This window comes from Cellulosimicrobium funkei, from assembly GCF_001019615.1.
GTDB lineage: Bacteria > Actinomycetota > Actinomycetes > Actinomycetales > Cellulomonadaceae > Cellulosimicrobium > Cellulosimicrobium cellulans_E.
Map to the genome: position 1 here is coordinate 158971 of NZ_JNBQ01000004.1, position 17855 is coordinate 176825.

15 protein-coding genes are annotated in these 17855 nt (G+C 75.6%); 8 read left to right on the forward strand and 7 right to left on the reverse strand.

The window, feature by feature from the left end; genetic code table 11:
- The first annotated feature begins 165 nt into the window (after nucleotides 1-165).
- Entirely contained in the window at nucleotides 166-678 is a 513-nt protein-coding gene (locus tag FB00_RS22665) for an acyltransferase family protein (protein ID WP_231581752.1), read from the forward strand.
- On the opposite strand, the gene FB00_RS06850 is transcribed toward FB00_RS22665, so the two are convergent.
- A complete protein-coding gene (locus FB00_RS06850) occupies nucleotides 651-1469 on the reverse strand; it encodes an RDD family protein (RefSeq protein WP_047232129.1) in 819 nt (272 codons plus the stop codon). The two genes, FB00_RS22665 and FB00_RS06850, sit on opposite strands and share 28 nt — an antisense overlap.
- A gap of 89 nt (nucleotides 1470-1558) precedes the next feature.
- Here FB00_RS06850 and FB00_RS06855 point away from each other — a divergent pair, with 89 nt between their 5' ends.
- Nucleotides 1559-2548, forward strand: coding sequence for a stage II sporulation protein M (locus FB00_RS06855; protein ID WP_047232130.1), 990 nt, complete (start codon nucleotides 1559-1561; stop codon nucleotides 2546-2548).
- A gap of 39 nt (nucleotides 2549-2587) precedes the next feature.
- On the opposite strand, the gene FB00_RS06860 is transcribed toward FB00_RS06855, so the two are convergent.
- The 6 genes from FB00_RS06860 to FB00_RS06890 all read right to left on the reverse strand — a co-directional run bounded on the left by FB00_RS06860 (nucleotide 2588) and on the right by FB00_RS06890 (nucleotide 9940).
- The gene (locus FB00_RS06860; RefSeq protein WP_052877511.1) at nucleotides 2588-3898 is read right to left on the reverse strand and encodes a winged helix DNA-binding domain-containing protein; all 1311 of its coding nucleotides are present in this window, start codon (nucleotides 3896-3898) and stop codon (nucleotides 2588-2590) included.
- A 7-nt stretch (nucleotides 3899-3905) separates the two neighbouring features.
- Nucleotides 3906-4028 carry a hypothetical protein gene (locus tag FB00_RS22965; RefSeq protein WP_255318720.1) on the reverse strand — a complete coding sequence of 41 codons (123 nt, stop codon included), beginning with the start codon at nucleotides 4026-4028 and terminating at the stop codon, nucleotides 3906-3908.
- A 171-nt stretch (nucleotides 4029-4199) separates the two neighbouring features.
- Nucleotides 4200-5492: a DUF58 domain-containing protein gene (locus tag FB00_RS06870; protein ID WP_047232132.1), complete on the reverse strand. Its 1293-nt coding sequence runs from the start codon at nucleotides 5490-5492 to the stop codon at nucleotides 4200-4202.
- A gap of 10 nt (nucleotides 5493-5502) precedes the next feature.
- Nucleotides 5503-6477: an AAA family ATPase gene (locus tag FB00_RS06875; protein ID WP_087472472.1), complete on the reverse strand. Its 975-nt coding sequence runs from the start codon at nucleotides 6475-6477 to the stop codon at nucleotides 5503-5505.
- A gap of 224 nt (nucleotides 6478-6701) precedes the next feature.
- Nucleotides 6702-8630 (reverse strand): DUF4350 domain-containing protein, encoded by a 1929-nt coding sequence (locus tag FB00_RS06880; RefSeq protein ID WP_231581753.1) that lies wholly within the window; start codon nucleotides 8628-8630, stop codon nucleotides 6702-6704.
- Complete coding sequence (locus FB00_RS06890; protein WP_052877512.1) at nucleotides 8627-9940, reverse strand: DUF7544 domain-containing protein; 1314 nt, start codon at nucleotides 9938-9940, stop codon at nucleotides 8627-8629. The genes FB00_RS06880 and FB00_RS06890 overlap by 4 nt, the downstream gene beginning before the upstream one ends.
- Before the next feature lie 365 nt (nucleotides 9941-10305).
- Between FB00_RS06890 and mtrA the strand changes: the two genes are divergently transcribed.
- From mtrA to FB00_RS06920, 6 genes are all read left to right on the forward strand, one after another.
- A complete protein-coding gene (gene mtrA, locus FB00_RS06895; protein WP_047232133.1) occupies nucleotides 10306-10989 on the forward strand; it encodes an MtrAB system response regulator MtrA in 684 nt (227 codons plus the stop codon).
- A complete protein-coding gene (gene mtrB / locus FB00_RS06900) occupies nucleotides 10986-12827 on the forward strand; it encodes an MtrAB system histidine kinase MtrB (protein WP_331386738.1) in 1842 nt (613 codons plus the stop codon). The genes mtrA and mtrB overlap by 4 nt, the downstream gene beginning before the upstream one ends.
- On the forward strand, nucleotides 12824-14554 hold the full coding sequence (locus FB00_RS06905) for an LpqB family beta-propeller domain-containing protein (RefSeq protein WP_047232134.1): 1731 nt from the start codon (nucleotides 12824-12826) through the stop codon (nucleotides 14552-14554). The genes mtrB and FB00_RS06905 overlap by 4 nt, the downstream gene beginning before the upstream one ends.
- 163 nt (nucleotides 14555-14717) lie before the next feature.
- Nucleotides 14718-15515: a ComF family protein gene (locus FB00_RS06910; protein WP_047232135.1), complete on the forward strand. Its 798-nt coding sequence runs from the start codon at nucleotides 14718-14720 to the stop codon at nucleotides 15513-15515.
- A 273-nt stretch (nucleotides 15516-15788) separates the two neighbouring features.
- Nucleotides 15789-16442 carry a ribosome hibernation-promoting factor, HPF/YfiA family gene (gene hpf / locus FB00_RS06915; protein ID WP_047232136.1) on the forward strand — a complete coding sequence of 218 codons (654 nt, stop codon included), beginning with the start codon at nucleotides 15789-15791 and terminating at the stop codon, nucleotides 16440-16442.
- 102 nt (nucleotides 16443-16544) lie between these two features.
- The gene (locus FB00_RS06920) at nucleotides 16545-17810 is read left to right on the forward strand and encodes a winged helix-turn-helix domain-containing protein (RefSeq protein WP_047232137.1); all 1266 of its coding nucleotides are present in this window, start codon (nucleotides 16545-16547) and stop codon (nucleotides 17808-17810) included.
- Nucleotides 17811-17855: the final 45 nt, after the last annotated feature.

Here is a 17855-nt window from a genome sequence, read left to right on the forward strand (position 1 = left end):
CGCTCGCCGCCGCGCCGCTCGCCGTCGAGGCGCTCCGGTTCGGCGCCGGGCTGGAGCGCCTCGCGCTCGTCGACGTCGTGCTCGTCTGGGCCGTCCCCTACGCGAGTCGGGCTCCTGTACGCCGACGCGCGCTCGGGGACCCGGGTCGTGCGAAGGGGGCGCGTGGTGCCCGTCGCCGTCCTCCCGCGGCCGCTCGTGCTCGTCGGGGTCGGGCTCGCGGCGGCGGCGCTCGCGGCCCTGCTCGTCGTCGTCGGGCCTTACCCGGTCTCGCTCATCGGCATGCCGGGAGACGCGATGTCGAACCTCGGCCCGCCGACGGCGCCGGTCGTCCTGCACGCGGTCGCGCTCGTCGCGCTCGCGCTCGCCGCCCGAGGGCCGCTCGTGCGCTGGGCGGACGGGCGCGGCCGGACGGTCGTCGCGGGCCTCGCCCGACGGTCGATGACCGTCTACCTGTGGCACCTCACGGCGATGATCGTCGTCGTCGGGACGGTGCTCGTGGTGCTCGGTCAGCAGCTCCCGGCACCGGGCAGCGCCGACTGGTGGGCGAGCCGCCCGGTCTGGTTCGGCGCCTTCGCGCTCGTGCTCCTGGGCATCTCCCGCGTCGTCGGCCGGTTCGAGGACGCGCGTCCCGTGCGGCGCGCGGCGCGGCGTCAGCGCGTGGGGTCAGGGATCGAGTAGGGGAGCCGGTGCAGCAGCTCCGCCTGCTCCCCGGCGAGCGCCTGCGCGCGCTGCGCCGTCGCCCAGTCCCGGTCGCGCCGCTCGGCGAGCACCGCCAGGAGGAACGTCTCCGGGTGCGTGCCGGGCGGCGGGCCGGGCGCGACGTACCGCTCGACCTGCCCCGCGAGCTCCTGCCCCAGTCGGGCCCGCGACGCCGGGTGCAGCTTGCCCGCGCGGGCCAGGAACTGTCGCGCCGCGAGCGCGAGGCCGTCGGGCAGGCGGCGCATGTCGGCGTGGGACGCCCACGCGGCGAGGTACGGGGGCATGACGAGCGGCGCGAGCGTCGGCCGCCCGCCCCGCACCCGGATCGCGTACGTCCCCGCCGCCATGTCGCCGAGGCGCTTGCCCTTGTCGTTCGTCAGCGACGCGACGAGCGCGACGGAGCCGAGCGTCAGCCAGATCTCGCCGATGCCGACCAGGGCGCGCAGGAAGGCGTGCCGGAAGCGGACCGGACCGCCGTCGTCGCGCACGACCCGGATGCCCAGCGCCAGCTTGCCGAGCGAGCGGCCGCGCGAGAGCGTCTCGACGGTCGTGGGGATCACGACCATGACGAGGACGGCGAGCGCGATGCCGATGGCCGGGGCGAAGTCCGGGTCGACCAGCTCGAGCGAGCCCGACGTCGCGAAGAGCAGCGCGAACAGCGCGACGAAGAGCGTCAGCATGTCGAGGAAGAGCGCGAGGCCACGCGTGACGAACGACGCCGGTCGCGCGTCGAGGACCACGCCCTCGCCGATCAGGATGCCGTCCCGCACGCTGCTCCTCGCCCTCGTTCCGTCACGGGTCCGCGCCCGCGCGCCGGTCGGCGCACCGGCGGCACGCCCCGTGTGGCAGGGTATCGGTCGTGGACCTCGACGCCTTCACCGACGTGCACCGCGCGCAGTGGGACCGCCTGGAGACCCTCACCTCGCGGCGCACGCTCGACGGCGCCGAGGCGGACGAGCTGGTCCGGTTGTACCAGGCCGTCGCGACCCACCTGTCGACCGTCCGGTCCGTCGCGCCGGACCCCGTGCTCATCTCGCGCCTGTCCGTGCTCCTCGGCAAGGCCCGGACGCGCATCGCGGGGGCGCACGAGCCCGCGTGGCGCGACGTGGTGCGGTTCCTCACGGTGTCCCTCCCTGCCGCCCTGTACCGGATCCGGTGGTGGTCGGTCGGTGTGACGGTCGCGTGCCTCGTGGTCGCGCTCGTCGCCGGGACCTGGGTCGCGACGACGCCCGAGGGCCTCGCGTCGATGGGCCCGCCGAGCGTCCAGGAGAACTACGTGAACGAGGCGTTCGCCTCGTACTACGACCCCGGGCTCGACTTCGCGACCGTCGTCTGGACCAACAACGCCTGGATCGCGGCACAGTGCATCGGGCTGGGCATCACGGGGATCTTCCCCGCGTACGTGCTGTTCTCCAACGCCGTGGCCATCGGGTCGACCGGTGGCATGATGGCCGCGCACGGGGAGCTCGGGCTCTTCCTCCAGCTCATCGCGCCGCACGGCCTGCTCGAGCTCATGTCCGTGTTCGTCGCCGGTGCCGCAGGCCTGCGGATCTTCTGGGCCTGGGTCGACCCGGGTCCGCTCCCGCGCTCGCGCGCCCTCGCCCAGGAGGGCCGCGCGCTCGTCACGGTCGCGATCGGGCTCGTCATCGCGCTCGCGATCTCCGGCGTCATCGAGGGCTTCGTCACGGGCTCGGCCATGCCGTGGTGGCTCAAGATCGTCATCGGCGCCATCGCGCTCGCCGGGTTCTGGGTCTACACGATCGTGCTCGGTCGTCGTGCCGTGGCCGCCGGCGAGACCGGCGACCTCACCGCCGACCACGCGGGCGACGTCGTCCCGGTCGCGGCCTGAACGTCTTCCCGGCACTCGGGCTCGGTTCGTAGGAGCCGCTCAGTCGTGCACGACGACGCGCGCCCGCGCGCCCGGCCACGCGCACCGGACCCAGTCCTCGGCTCGCGCGACGACCGCGTCGCGCACGCCGGGCTCGCGGAGCCGGTCCGCGGGGGAGCGGCGGCCGTCGGCGTCGCCCGCTCCGTCGGCAGCCGTGCCGTCCCGGGTCACGTCACCCGCGGGGCCGCGCAGCGGGCGCACCTCGACGTGCACGACGTCGTCCGCAGGCGCGTCGGGCGACGTCGCCTCGGTCGTCGGCCGGGCGGGGGTGGGCGGGCTGGCCGTGGCCGTCGGGCGCGCCGTCCACGCCCCGGCCACGCGTCCGTCGACGAGCACGGTCGCCGCGACCTGGCCGTTGATGCTCACGACGCTCTTGACCGGGACGTCGCCGAGCACCCGCGTCCGGTCGTCGTGCGCGAGGACGAGGTTGTCGAAGTCGCCCGCGAGGACCGTCGGCACGGGCGCGTCGCCCGGCGGGCGAGGCGCGTCGGGGAGGTCGAAGAGCTCCTTGCCGTCCGGGCCGGTGAACGTCACGAGCTCGGGACGCAGCACGTCGAACGCGGCCTTGAGCCGCGTCAGCCCCGCCCACCGCTGCGCGTCGACCACGGAGGCCGGGCCGAACGCCGCCAGGTAGCGCCGCACGAGCCCGACGCGGGTCGCGAGGACGGCGTCGGGGTCCGTGTCGTGCGCGACCGCGTCGAGGACCGGGTCGGACCGGCCCAGCCAGGCCTGCACCGTCGTCCACGTGGTCGTGGTGCCCGGCCCGCTCGCTCCCCAGAGCCCGCGCGGCGGCACCTGGACCAGCGGCAGCAGGCAGCGCGCCCCGTACGCGAGGTGCTTGGGGTCGACGTCGGGCCACCGCTCCGCGAGCCGCCTGCCGAGCTCGACCGAGGTCAGCGGCTCGTCGAGCAGGTCGCGCGCGACCTCCTCGAGGTCGTCGAGGTCCACGTCCGCGAGGGCCGCGCCGTGCTGGTTCTTCGCCCGCAGGTACGCGGCGAGCGTCGGCCGCACCAGTGCGGTGAGCGCCAGCGCGTCGTCCGCGGCGACCAGGTGCACCGTGCCGCGCAGCGCGCCCACGCGCACGACGTCACGGCTGGTGAGCAGCGAGCCCAGGTCGTCGGGCGCGAACGCCGCGAGCCGCGACCACAGGGCGGGGTACGGCGACGACGGCACCTGCGACTGGAGCCCGACGAGGTGCCGCACCTCGTCCAGCACCGACGCCGCGCGCGGGGCGTCGAGGTGCTGGCGCGCGAGCAGCGCACGGTTGAGGTCGTCGTGGCTCAGCCGCGGCCCGAACCGCCCGTCCGCCATCGGCGCGTCAGGACAGCACGATCGCGAGCGCGGGGATGAGGAAGGTCGCGAGGAGCGCCGCCACGACGATCATCGCGACGCGACGGTTGCGCCGTGCGCGCTGTCGGGGATCGGTCGGCTGCCAGGCCACGGGGGTTCTCCTGAGCTCGGTGGAAATACCCGCACGACCCTACCTCGCCCCTGAGGCAGCGTCCTCGTCCGCCGAGGTAGAACCGCCGGTCGCGAGGTAGAACGCGCGGAGCTCTATCTCGTGACCGGAGGTTCTACGTCACGGTCGGCTGACCGGGCATCGGCCCGGACGTCAGAGGCGGCCGGCGGCCTTGAGGGCGAGGTAGGTGTCGGCGAGGCGGGGGGCGAGGTCGTCGGGGAGGGCGTCGACGACCTCGACGCCGCGCTGGCGCAGGACGGTCGTCACGGCGGCGCGTTCGATCTCCCCGCGTGCCGCGGCGGCGGCGTCGTACACCTCGGCGGTGCCGGTGCGGTCGTCGCGCAGGGCGACGACCTCGGGGTCGCCGGCCGCGGCGAGCACGACCTGGTGCTTGGCCGTGAGCTGCCCGACGACGGGGAGCAGCCCGGTCTCGACGGCGGCGGCGTCGAGGGTGGACAGGAGCACGACGAGCGCGCGCTGGGACAGGCGTTCGTGGACCGCGCCGACGAGCCCCGGCCAGTCGGTCTCGAGCAGGGCGGGCTCGAGCGGGGCGAGCGCGTCCGCCATGGCGGGCATGAGGCGCGGGCCGGCGGCGCCGGCGACGCGCGAGCGCACGGTGCGGTCGTACGCGATGAGCTCGACGCGGTCCCCGGCGCGCCCGGCGAGCGCGGCGAGCAGGAGCGCGGCCTCGATGCTCGCGTCGAGGCGCGGCTCGTCGCCGACGCGGGTCGCGGACGTGCGCGACGTGTCGACGACGACGAGCACGCGCCGGTCGCGCTCCGGACGCCACGTGCGCACGACCATGTCCCGACCGCGGGCGGACGCGCGCCAGTCGATCGAGCGGACGTCGTCCCCGAGGACGTACTCGCGCAGCGAGTCGAACTCGGTGCCCTCGCCGCGCACCTGGACCGCCGCCCGGCCGTCCATCTCGCGCAGGCGCGCGAGCCGGCTCGGGAGGTGGCGGCGGGACGCGAACTCGGGGAGCACGCGCAACCGGCCGGGCACGGTGATCGAGGCCTGGCGCGCGGCGAGGCGCAGCGGGCCGAACGAGCGGATCGTGACCCGGTCGGCGACGCGCTCGCCGCGCCGTGTCGGCACGAGGACGGTGGTGACGCGCGCGGCCTCGCCGGGTGGCAGGTCGACCGGGTGCCGGTTGACCTGGGTCCCGGCCGACGGCGGCCACGCGTCCCGGACGAGCGCGCGCAGCCGCCGCGGTGCGAGGTTGGTCAGGGTGAGGCGCGACGTCGTCGTGTCGGTGAGCCGGACGGAGCCCGGGACGCGGCGCTCGACGGCCACGCGCCGCGGGGACGCCGCGAGCGACGCGTCGAGCACGCACAGCGCGACGACCAGCAGCGTCCACACGAGCACCGTCCCCGGCACGGGGAACAGCAGCACGGGGACGATCCCGAGCGCCGTCAGCACGACGGCGCGCCACGTCAGGGCCACGTGCGACGCCTCAGCGGGGGACGGGGACGGACGCGAGCACGGTGTCGAGCACGCTCTCGGCGGTCACGCCCTCGAGCTCGGCCTCGGGCCGGAGCTGCACGCGGTGGCGCAGCGTCGGGTGCGCGAGGGCCTTGACGTCGTCGGGCGTCACGTAGGAGCGGCCGGACAGCCACGCCCACGCACGCGCGGTCGCGAGGAGCGCGGTGGCGCCGCGCGGGGAGACGCCGAGCGACAGCGAGGGGGAGTGGCGCGTCGCGCGGCACACGTCGACGGCATAGCCGAGGACCTCGCGCGCGACCTGGACGCGCGCGACCTCGGCGCGCGCCCGGTCGAGCACGTCGCGTCCGGCCACGGGGCGCACGCCCGCGCCCGCGAGGTCGCGCGGGTTGAACCCGGCGGCGTGGCGCGCGAGCACCTCGACCTCCTGCTCGCGCTCGGGCAGGGGCAGCACGACCTTGAGCAGGAAACGGTCGAGCTGGGCCTCGGGCAGCGGGTAGGTGCCCTCGTACTCGACGGGGTTCTGCGTCGCGATGACGAGGAACGGGTCGGGCAGCGGGCGCGGCGTCCCGTCGACCGAGACCTGCCGCTCCTCCATGGCCTCCAGGAGCGACGCCTGGGTCTTGGGGGGCGTGCGGTTGATCTCGTCGGCGAGCAGGAGGTTCGTGAAGACCGGGCCTTCGCGGAACGAGAACTCGGCGGTCCGCGCGTCGTACACCAGCGAGCCGGTGACGTCGCCGGGCATGAGGTCGGGCGTGAACTGCACGCGCTTGGTGCCGAGGTCGAGCGACGCGGCGAGCGTGCGCACGAGGAGAGTCTTGGCGACGCCGGGCACGCCCTCCAGCAGCACGTGGCCCTTGCACAGCAGCGCGATGAGCAGGCTCGTCACGGCCCCGTCCTGCCCGACGACGGCCTTGCCGACCTCGGTGCGGACGGCGGCCAGGGCCTGGCGCAGCTCGGGAGACGGCGCGGGCGGCGCGTCGTGCACGGGCGCCGGCGCGGGCACGCCCGGCTGGCCGTGGCCGGCCGGGGGCGCGGCGGCGTGGCCCGGCGCCGGGGCACCGGGGGCGGGCGGTCCCTGCTCGTGCCCGGGGGCGCCGGCGGCCGCGCTCACGCGGTCGGCGACGCTCGGGTCCTGGGTGTACGGCTGCCCCTGGTGCGGTGGCGGCGCGTAGCGGTCGGGCTGCGGCACGGAGCCGTCGGGGTGGTGCGTCACGAGTGGTAGACCTCGCTCTCGATCCGGTCAAGGTGACGCGCGAGCTCGAGCAGCGCCGCGTCGTCGGCGGGTGGTGGTCCGTACAGGAGCTGGGCGACCTGGTCGCCCGGTCGGCCCGTCGCGCGGGCGACGGCGTCGACGAGGGCAGGTGCGTCGGCGGAGCGCGGGAGGCCGAGCCGGCCCGCGAGCCGGTCCGCGGCGCTCGCGCGGAGCCCGGCGGCGGCGTGCCCGCGGGCACCGGCGCGCCGGTAGAGGCGGCCGCGGCCGCGCGTCGTCTCGGCGGCGCGCACGACGACCGGGAGGTCCTCGGTGACGAGCGGCCCGAGCCGCCGGCCCCGCCACAGCGCGACGACGAGCACGACGACGAGGACCTGGAGCGCGACGACGCCGAACCAGGGCGGCAGCGACAGGGCGGGGGTCTGCTCGTCCTCGCCGCCGCCGAGGGACGTGTCGAACGGGTCGGGCACGAGCCACACGAGGCGGTCGTTCTCGCCGAGCATCCACAGGGCGAGCGCCGCGTTCCCGTCCTCGGTGACCGAGTCGTTGCGCAGCACGGCCGTCGTGTCCACGGCGCGCACGGCCCGCTCGTCGGTCTCGTGCACGAGGTAGGCGCCGATGGCCGGGTCGTCCGGGGAGGGGAAGCACAGGACGGTCGTCCGGTCGAGCGCGAGGAAGCCGACGCCGTCCGAGCGCAGGGCGCCGGCGGCCTCCGCGGCCGGGTCGTCGCAGCGCGGGGAGCGCGCGGACGTCCCCGAGCCCCAGTCGTAGGCGAGCTCCGCGCCGCCGTCCGTCGCGGGCGAGAGCAGGAAGTCGGGAGGGGCCACGAGGACGAGGTCGGTGGGCGTGCGCACGAGCGCCTCCACCTGCTCGTCGAGCAGGAAGTCGCCCTGCGCGACGAGCAGCGTGCCGCCGTCAGCGGACGCCGCGACCGCGTCCGCGACCGTGGTCACGTAGGTGACCTCGACGCCCTGGTCGCGCAGGACCTCCGCGACGGCCCTGGCGCCGGCGGGCCCGGGGTTGTCCGGCGCGAGGGGCGTGGACGACGTCGTCGGCCGTGCGATCGCCGACAGGCCGGCGAGCGCGAGGAGGGCGACGACCACGGCCACCGGCCAGCGCGCGCGACGCCACCGGCTGCGGGCGCGCGAGCCCGCCGTGGTGCCGTCGCCCACGACGGGCACGTGCGCCGTCGTGACGGTTCGAGGACCGTCACCGGACGGGGGCGCGGTGGGGTGGGGCGGGGACGCCGTGGTGCTCACGCGTCGCCACCCCCCCGAGGCCGGGGCGGAGCTCGCGAGCTCTGCCCGCAGCGCGGGGCGTGTCGCCAGGGTGCGCTCGTCGAGCGCCCGCAGGAACGCGTCCGCCTCGGGCCCGACGGCGGCCTTGCCGTACGCGACGTCGTCGAAGAGGTGCGCGCCGCGGGCGAGGCCGTCGGCGACGTCGGGTACGCGCTCGCCCGCGGCCTCGGCGGCCTCCCACGCGGTGCGTCCGGGACGCGCGTCGAGGACGGCCCGCTCCTCGAGCGAGCGGACGACGGCACGGAAGCGCTCGAGCGTGGCGGTCGCCCAGTCGGCCCGGGACGCCGCGGCGTCGGCCGCCGCGCGCATCTCGGCGGCGGTCCGCGCGTCGTCGTCGTGCACGACGGCGGACGACGTCGCCCGGCGCGACAGGCGCACCGGGCCCGCCACCCAGTAGGCGATGCCGGCCACGAGGAGCACGACCACGACGACGAGCACCGCGGTGAGCGGGCCGCCCAGGTCGATCGTGGGCGCGCCGTCGAAGAGCCCGAGCAGCCAGTCGAGGAACCGCTGGAGGAGCGACGGCTCCGTGCGGTACTCGGGCTTCGCGAGCTCCTCGACGAGCCACCGGCGCGCCTCGTCGGCGTCCGGCTGCACGGGCACGTCGGCCGCGAGCGACCGCAGCGTCATGCCGGCGGCTGCGCGTTCGCCGCGGTGGCGAGCTCGACGTCCAGGCCCTCGCGACGCATGCGCACGTCGATGTAGAGGAGCGCCACGACGCTCCCGAGGAACAGCGTCATGACGATGGTCGAGACCGCGACACCGAGTGCCAGCAGGGCGTTCGCGAGGAAGGCCTGACCCGCGGCGAGGAGGAACGTGCTCACGATGCTGAACGGCGAGACGACGATCTGCACGACGACGTACATCGCGACGTAGGCCAGCAGGTAGATGCCGAAGAGGCGCCAGAAGCTGCCGCGCGTCAGTCGCCACGACCGCCGGACGGTCGCCCAGAACGGCTGGCCCTCGAGCGCGAGCGCCGGGGGGACGAGCCCGGTCCGGGTGCCGACCCAGACGGCGAGCACGAGGAGGCCCGGGAGGGCGACGACGAGCAGGACCACGCCGAGCCCGGTCGTGGCGGCGAAGCCGAGAGCGACCAGGAGCACGACCAGCGCGACGGCGACCGCCCACGCGAGGCCCAGCAGGAGCGAGAAGCCGATGAGGAACCAGGCGCGGCGCCCGACCTGCGACCAGACCTCTCCGATCGTGGCCTTGCGCCCGATGACGGACTGCCCGATGGACACCGTCAGCAGACCGCTGACGATCGGGGTGGCGAGGCTCGTCGTGAGCCCGGTCCCGAGCGTGCTCGAGTAGAGCATCGCGAAGTCGTTCTCCATCCCGCCGAGCCCGGACTCGCTGGGCAGGGAGAGGAAGAAGTCGGCGAAGTAGCCGGAGAACGCCCAACCGAGGAGCGCCCCGATGATCGTCGCGATCACGACGACGAGCGCGCTCATGCCGAGCATGACCCGGGGGTTGTGCCGGATCGCGCCGAACGCACCGTCGAAGATCTCGCCGAGCGACAGGGGGCGGAGCGGGACGATGCCCGGCTTCGCGGCGGGCGGCACGTAGGGCGCGCCCGCGAAGCCGGCGGGCGGGCCGTAGCCGGGGGCGCCGTACTGCGGCTGTCCGTACTGACCCTGGCCGTACTGACCCTGGCCGTACTGACCCTGCCCGTGCTGCCCCTGTCCGTAGCCCTGCTGGCCGTATCCGCCCGGAGCCTGCGGCGCGGACTGACCGTACTGCGGCTGCCCGTACGACGGCTGCCCCCACCCGCCGGGCGCGTCGGGCGCGGGCGGCTGGTCCGCCGTCGGGACCTGACCGGGTGCGTACCCGGGGGCGTACTGGCCGTACCGGGGCGGGGGCGGCGGCTGCGGGGCTGTGCTGCCCGGCGCGCCGTAGCCGGGTGCGCCGTACGCGGGGGCCCCCCCAGCCTCCGGCGTCACCGCTCGGGCCCGCGGGCGTCGTCGGACCGGGTGCCGCCGTCGGGTCCGGCGTGGCACCGTCCGGCGTGCCGGAGGTGTCGGGTGTGCTCATGTGCTCGTGGTCCCCCGCGGTCGGCTCGGGCGTCGTTCCAGGCCGCCGGGCGAGGATCGGCAACGGCGGCGAGGCCACCCTAGTACGCGCCCCTGCGCGTCGTGCCGAGGAGAGGCGTGGTCCCGCGTGGCACGGCCGGGGCCACGCGCCTGCCGACCTCGCCTCGTGCGCATGCGGGACCGGCCCGCCACCTCGGCGCGAGGCGCGGCGGGTTCACCCGCGCCGCGGCGTCGGGCCGCGCCGAGGTGAGGCGCGTCGATGGCAAGATGTCCGCATGAAGGTTCGTGTGCTCGTGGTGGACGACGACACCGCCCTGGCCGAGATGATCGGGATCGTCCTGCGCTCCGAGGGCTTCGAACCCGTGTTCTGCGCGGACGGTGACCTCGCGCTCGAGACGTTCCGCAGCACCCAGCCGGACCTGGTGCTCCTCGACCTCATGCTCCCGGGCAAGGACGGCACCGAGGTGTGCCGCCTCATCCGCGCCGAGTCCGGCGTGCCCGTCATCATGCTCACCGCGAAGAGCGACACGGTCGACGTCGTGCTCGGCCTGGAGTCCGGCGCCGACGACTACATCTCCAAGCCGTTCAAGCCCAAGGAGCTCGTCGCGCGCATCCGGGCGCGCCTGCGCCGCACGGAGGAGCCGGCCCCGGAGCACCTGTCGATCGGCGACGTCGAGATCGACGTGACGGGTCACCGCGTGTCCCGCGGGGGCGAGCAGGTCGCGCTCACGCCGCTCGAGTTCGACCTCCTCGTCGCGCTCGCGCGCAAGCCCTGGCAGGTCTTCACGCGCGAGGTCCTCCTCGAGAAGGTGTGGGGCTACCGGCACGCCGCGGACACGCGCCTCGTCAACGTCCACGTCCAGCGTCTGCGCTCGAAGATCGAGCACGACCCCGAGAACCCGGAGATCGTGCTGACCGTCCGCGGCGTCGGGTACAAGGCGGGCGCGACCCGCACGTGAGCGCGACGGCCGGCTCCACCGACGGGCGCTGGCGGGGGCTCTGGCGCCGGGTCCGCCGACGCGCGCGTGCCACGGTCCGCCGCGTCGTGTGGCGCTGGCGCTCGTCGATGCAGCTGCGCGTCGTGACGTCCGCGCTCGTCGTGGGCGTCCTCACGGTCGGCGCGCTCGGCGCCTACCTGACCGACGCGATGCGCGACGGGCTCTACGAGCGGCGCGCGGCCGAGGTGGACCTGGAGAGCGCGCAGTCGACGCAGCAGGCGCGCAGCACGCTCGACGCCTCGCCCGCCGCGAACGCGACGGAGGCGCAGTCGCTGCTGTTCGACCTCTTCTCGATGCTCCAGAGCACGGGGTCGTCGCGCGACGTCTTCCTGTGGCAGGCGGGGGGGTCGAGCACCGTCGGTTTCCTCGACCTGTCGACGAACCCGCAGCTCGTCGACCTCGTCACGCCCGAGATGCGCGCGGCCACGGTCACCGCCGACGGCGAGCAGTACCTGCAGTCCGTCGCCATCCCGGTCGACCCGGCGGACCCGGACTCGCCGGTCGTGCCGGGCATCGTCGTCGGCTCGACGGTCGAGGTGCCCGTCGCCGGGACGTACGAGCTCTACTACCTGTACGACCTGGAGGCCGACCAGGAGACGCTGCGCTTCCTGCAGTCCGTCCTGCTCGTCGGCGCGCTCGTCCTGCTCGCGCTGCTCGTCGGCATCACCGCGCTCGTCACGCGCCAGGCCGTGCTGCCCGTGCGGCAGGCGGCGACGGTCGCGGAGCGGCTCGCCGACGGCCGGCTCGACGAACGGCTCCCCGTCAAGGGGCACGACGAGATGGCCTCGCTCGCGCACTCGTTCAACGAGATGGCGCGAAGCCTCCAGGACCAGATCGGGCGCATGGAGGAGCTGTCGATGCTCCAGCGCCGGTTCGTCTCCGACGTCTCGCACGAGCTGCGCACACCGCTCACGACGATCCGGATGGCGTCCGAGGTGCTGCACTCCTCGCGCGAGGACTTCGACCCCGTCTCGAAGCGCTCGACCGAGCTGCTGCAGACCCAGCTCGACCGGTTCGAGGACCTGCTCGCGGACCTGCTCGAGATCAGCCGGTTCGACGCGGGGGCCGCGGTCCTCGACGCGGAGCGCCGCGACCTGCGCGACGTCGTCAACGCCGCGGTCGACCACGCCGCCCCGCTCGCCGAGCGCAAGGGCGTGTGGCTGTCGGTCCACCTCGGGGACGAGCCCGTGACGGCGGACGTCGACCCGCGGCGCGTCGAGCGCATCGTGCGCAACCTCGTCGTGAACGCGATCGAGCACGCCGAGGAGCGGCCCGTCGAGATCACCGTCGAGGGCGACGGGCACGCCGTCGCGGTCGCGGTGCGCGACCACGGGGTCGGGATGACCGCGGACGAGGTCCAGCACGTGTTCGACCGCTTCTGGCGCGCGGACCCCGCCCGCGCCCGCACGACCGGCGGCACGGGCCTCGGCCTCGCGATCTCGCTCGAGGACGCCCACCTGCACGGCGGCTGGCTCGAGGCCTGGGGCCGCCCGGCGCGCGGCGCGAGCTTCCGGCTCACGCTCCCGCGGCGCGCGGGCATCCGGCTCCAGTCGTCGCCGCTGCCGCTCGTGTCGGAGGCGGCGGTCGGCCGAGGGCTCCCCGCCGAGTGGAGCGCCACGACGCCGGTCGTCGAGGACGTCGAGGGAACGGCGGGTCCCGCCGACCTGCCGTCCGTCACGGGCGGCATCCCCGTCGTCCTCCTGCGCGACCCCGGCCCGTACCCGGGCCGCGGGACAGAGCCCCACCCCGGAGAGCAGCCGGAGCGGCTGACCTCCGACGACGTGCAGGAGGCGCGATGAGCACGACAGGGACGCTGCGCCGTCGGGCCGTGCGTGCGCTCACCGCCGGGCTCGCGACGGCGCTCGTCGCCGCGCTCGGCGCGTGCGCCTCGATCCCCACGTCCGGACCGGTCACCGAGGGGCAGGCGACCCCGGAGGATCCCGGCCAGCCGTTCGTCAGCGCCGCCGCCCCGCGCCCCGACGCGTCGCCGTCCCAGATCGTCCAGGGCTTCCTCGCGGCCCAGGCCCAGGGCGCCCGGAGCTCGTTCGACGTCGCCTCGGAGTTCCTCACGCCGGAGGTCCAGGAGGAGTGGTCCCCGCTCGCCCAGGTGGCGATCGTGGCGGGGGAGCCGGAGCTCGTCGTGGACGAGTCGACGCTCGAGGGCGGGACGACGACGGTCCGCACGACCGCGGAGCTCGTCGGCACCGTGGACGAGCACGGGGTCTACACCGAGGAGGTCCCCGGGCAGACCATCGAGATCTCCTACGGCCTCGTGCGCGACGACCGCGACCAGTGGCGCATCGGCACGGTCGACGACGGCCTGACGATCACCGAGACGAACTTCGCGCAGACGTACAAGCAGGTCAACCTCTACTTCCCGACGCTCGACCGGGAGTACCTCGTGCCCGACGCGCGCTGGTTCCCCAGCCGCAACTGGCAGGCGCTCGCGGTCCGGGAGACCCTGCGCGGGCCGTCGGAGTGGCTCGCCGGCTCCGTGGCGACCGTCGCTCCCGAGGGCACCGCGCTGAGCATCGACTCGGTCCCGGCGGCGGAGGGGACCATCTCCGTGCCGCTCACGGACCCCGTCACCGCGGCCTCGTCCGCGGACCGTGCCCTGCTGCTGGCCCAGCTCCAGGCCTCCCTCGGGGGACGCGTCGAGATCACGGTCGACGTCGGCGGGTCCGTGCTCTCCGCCGACGAGGTCCCGACGATCGGCGTCGCCACGACCCCCGACGACCCCGTCGTCCTGGCCGGTGACCAGATCATGAGGCTCCAGGGCCGCACCACCGAGCCGGTCGCGTCGGCCGCACCGCTCACGGGGCTCCAGCCCACGGCCCTCGCGTTCCGGGGTCGCTCCACCGACGCCGCGTTCGTCGTCCGCGACGGGGGGAGCCGCATCGTCACGGCGCCCACCGCGGAGGCCGGGCCGACGACGCTCCTCACCGGGTCGAACCTCCTCGCCCCGTCGATCGACCGCTACCAGTACCTGTGGAGCGGTCCGCAGGTCCAGGCGGGTTCGCTGCAGGTCGTCGACCTCGGGGAGGCGGGCTCGGACGAGGCCGTGACCCCCGTCGCGGCGGCCTGGCTCGACGGGCGCACGGTCATGTCGGTGCGGGTCGCCCCGGACGGCGCGCGGGTCGCCGTCGTGAGCGACGCGGGGAGCGGGGCGCAGATCCACGTCGCGGGCATCGTCCGCGACGAGTCCGGTCGCCCCACCCAGCTCTCCGAGCCGGTCCGGGTGGGGCAGCCCGTGCTGGCGGCCACCCAGGTCACGTGGGTGGACCGCGCGCTCCTGGGCGTCCTCGGCAGGACGGCGGGGACGGCCGAGCCCGTGGTGCAGCGCGTCCCCGTCGGCGGGCCCACGGTGCCCTCGTCGCCGGTCGAGGACGCGGTGTCGCTCGCGTCGGCGACGGGCGTCTCGACGACGCTCGTCGGGACGAGCGACAGCAGCCTCTACGCCGCAGGCACCTCGACGCTCTGGACCAGGGTCGCGACCGAGGTGCGGCTGCCCACCTTCCCGGGCTGACCACGCGGGCGACGTCGCGCTGTCCCGAGGGCGGTCCGTCGCTCGCGCGGGGTGGACCACAGGACCGGCCGCCGGGTGCGGAGCCTGGTCCGCGTGACGCCGTCGTCCACAGGTCTCGCGTCCGCGTCCGCACGCCGAAGCCCTGCGCGGGCAGGCTGGTCCGGTGCTCCTCCCCGCCCTCGACGACGTCGCGCGCCTCGTGCTGCCGGTCGCCTGCCCGGGGTGCGACCGCCCCGACGTCCGTTGGTGCGCCGGCTGCCTCGCGCCCCTGGACGCCCCGCTGCGGCGCCGCGAGCAGGCGGCCCCACGTCTCGACCGGCTCGACGGCGTCGCGCCCCTGCCGGTGTGGGCGCCGGCGCACTACGCGGGACCGGTACGGGGTGTGGTCGTCGCGTGGAAGGACCGCGGCCGGGCCGACCTCGACGGTCCGCTGGCTGTCGTCGCGCGTCGCGCGGGCACCGCGCTGGCCGGGCTCCTCGGTACGGGTCCCGTCGCGAGGCCGCTCGCGCGAGCGGACCCCGGACCGTCGCCCCGGGCGGTCCTGGTCGTTCCCGCGCCGACGTCCGCCGCGGCGCGGCGGGCCCGCGGCCGGGACCCCGTCGTCGTGCTCGCGCGTGGTGTCGCGACGGGCCTCCGGGCCGCGGGGACACCGGCACGCGTCGTGCCCCTGCTCGTCCAGCGAGGGCGTGCTCGCGACCAGGTCGGGCTGGGCTCCCGGGCGCGCGGCGCGCGTCTCGGCGCCGTCGGGGTCGCGACCGGGCCGGTGACGCGCCGTCGGGTGCAGGAGGCCGTGCGCGACCGGCTCCCGTGCCTCCTCGTCGACGACGTCCTCACCACCGGAGCGACCCTCGCCGCGAGCGAGGCCGCCCTCGCACGCGCCGGCCTGCGCGTGCTGGGAGCGTTCGTCCTCGCAGCGACGCCTGCGCCGCGGCGTCGCGAGGCCGTGCCGGAGGCGCCGTGACGCACTGTCCGACGGACGGGCCGAAGGTCCTCCGGTTCACCTCCCGTTGGTGCTGCCGACACCCCGGAGCGCGGGTTAGTCTGAGGGCCAGTCGCCGCGGACGACGGAGGTGCAGGGCACGTCCGGCGCCGCGCGAGCGTACCGAGCGCGCGGCCTCGCGCCGCAAGGAGGTGGTAGCCCACCGCACCCGGACCCGGGTGCTCCTACCGAATCCGAACGAGGCGCTCGGACGCACCGAGCCGGGCGCCGCACAAGATCCTCGCGGAGGCTCACATGGAGATCGTCGTCGTCGGCAGGCACACGGAAGTGGCAGACCGCTTCCGCCGGCACGTGGAGGACAAGCTCGCCAAGGTCCAGCAGCTCGCGCCCACGGCGCAGCGCGTGGACGTCGAGGTCACCCACGAGAACAACCCGAGGCTCTCCGGAGTTCGCGAACGCGTCGAGCTGACCGTCCGCGCCAAGGGACCTGTCGTCCGCGCCGAAGCAGCGGCCGACGACCGGTTCGGCGCCCTCGACCTCGCGATGGACAAGCTCGCCGAGCGCCTGCGCCGTGCCCGCGACCGTCGCAAGGACCACCGCAACCACACCGTCGTGCCGCCCGTCGACGTGCGTCCCTACGACCCGGCCACGCACGCCGCGCCCCCGCCGCCGGCGCCGACCGCGCCCAGCGAGCCCGGGGAGGCCGTCGAGACCACCCTCGGCGACTCGCCCGTCGTCATCCGGCAGAAGCTGCACTCCGCGGAACCCATGACCGTGGACGACGCGCTGTACGAGATGGAGATGGTCGGCCACGACTTCTTCCTCTTCGTCGACGTCGAGACCTCTCGTCCGTCCGTCGCCTACCGGCGTCGCGGCTGGACCTACGGGGTCGTCGCGCTCGACACGTCCTGCGACTGCGCCGACGCCGCGGTCGAGAAGACCGCCTGACCCGCACCGACGCGCCCGGACCCTCCTCGGGTCCGGGCGCGTCGCGCTGTCCGGAACCGGCGCGGGGCGGGCGTGTGGGTGGGGTCGGGCAGGATTCGGAGGGTGGTCGCCACGCCGTCGAGGTCCGAGTCGTTGTCCCTCTCCCAGGCGCGCCGCGTCGCGCTCGCGGCGCAGGGGCTGCACCGTCCCCGCCCGTACGACGGAACGGGTGGGCGCGCGTCGACCATGCGGCAGGTCCAGGGGGTGATCGACCGCCTCGGGCTGCTCCAGATCGACTCGGTGAACGTGCTCGCGCGAGCGCACCTCATGCCGCTGTACGCGCGTCTCGGCCCGTACGACACGGCGCTGCTGGACCGTGCGGCGGGCCGGGCGCCGCGCCGGCTCGTGGAGACGTGGGCCCACGTCGCGTCGTACGTGCCGCCGAGCACGTGGCCGCTGCTCGAGTGGCGTCGCCGCCGGTACCGGACGGAGGCGTGGGGGACGATCAGCGCGGTCGAGATGAGCCACTCGGAGGCGGTGGAGGACGTGCGTCGCCTCGTCACCGAGCGCGGCCCCATCACGGCGAGCGAGGTGCACGAGATCCTGGAGGCGGAGGGTCGGGCGCACCCGCGGGACCGCTCGCAGTGGGGCTGGAACTGGACGGTCGCCAAGCGCGCGCTCGAGTTCCTGTTCTTCACGGGCGAGATCACGTCCGCGCGCCGCAACGGCGCGTTCGAGCGCTGCTACGACCTCACGGAGCGCGTGCTACCGCCGGAGGTCGTCGCGGCACCGCCCGTCGCGGACGCCGACGCCGTCCGGGCTCTCCTCGAGATCGGTGCGCGCGCGCACGGGGTCGGGACGCTGCGCTGCTTCAAGGACTACTTCCGCCTTCGGGGCCCCGCCGTGCGCACGGCGTTCGACGAGCTCGTCGAGGCGGGCACGCTGCGGCCGGTGACGGTGCGCGGCTGGGACGAGCCGACGTACCTGCACGCGGACGCCGCGCTCCCGCGTCGCGCGACGGCGACGACGCTGCTCAACCCGTTCGACCCGCTCGTGTTCGAGCGCACGCGGCTCGAGCGGCTGTTCGACGTGCACTACCGGATCGAGATCTACGTGCCGGCACCGAAGCGGGTGCACGGCTACTACGTCCTGCCGTTCCTCGAGGGAGAGCAGCTCACGGCCCGGGTCGACCTCAAGGCCGACCGGCGGGCGGGCGTGCTGCGGGTGCTGTCGGCGCACCGCGAGCAGGCGGCGGGGGAGGAGACGGCGGCCCGGCTCGCCGCGGAGCTCCGCGTGCTCGGTGGGTGGCTCGGCGTGCCGGACGTCGACGTGGCGCCCTCGGGAGACCTGGCCCCCGCGCTCGCGGCCGAGGTGGCGACGACGGGCTGAGGGGTCGGTCGGGCCGGAGCGCGCTGTGGGCGGCCCGCCCGTGCG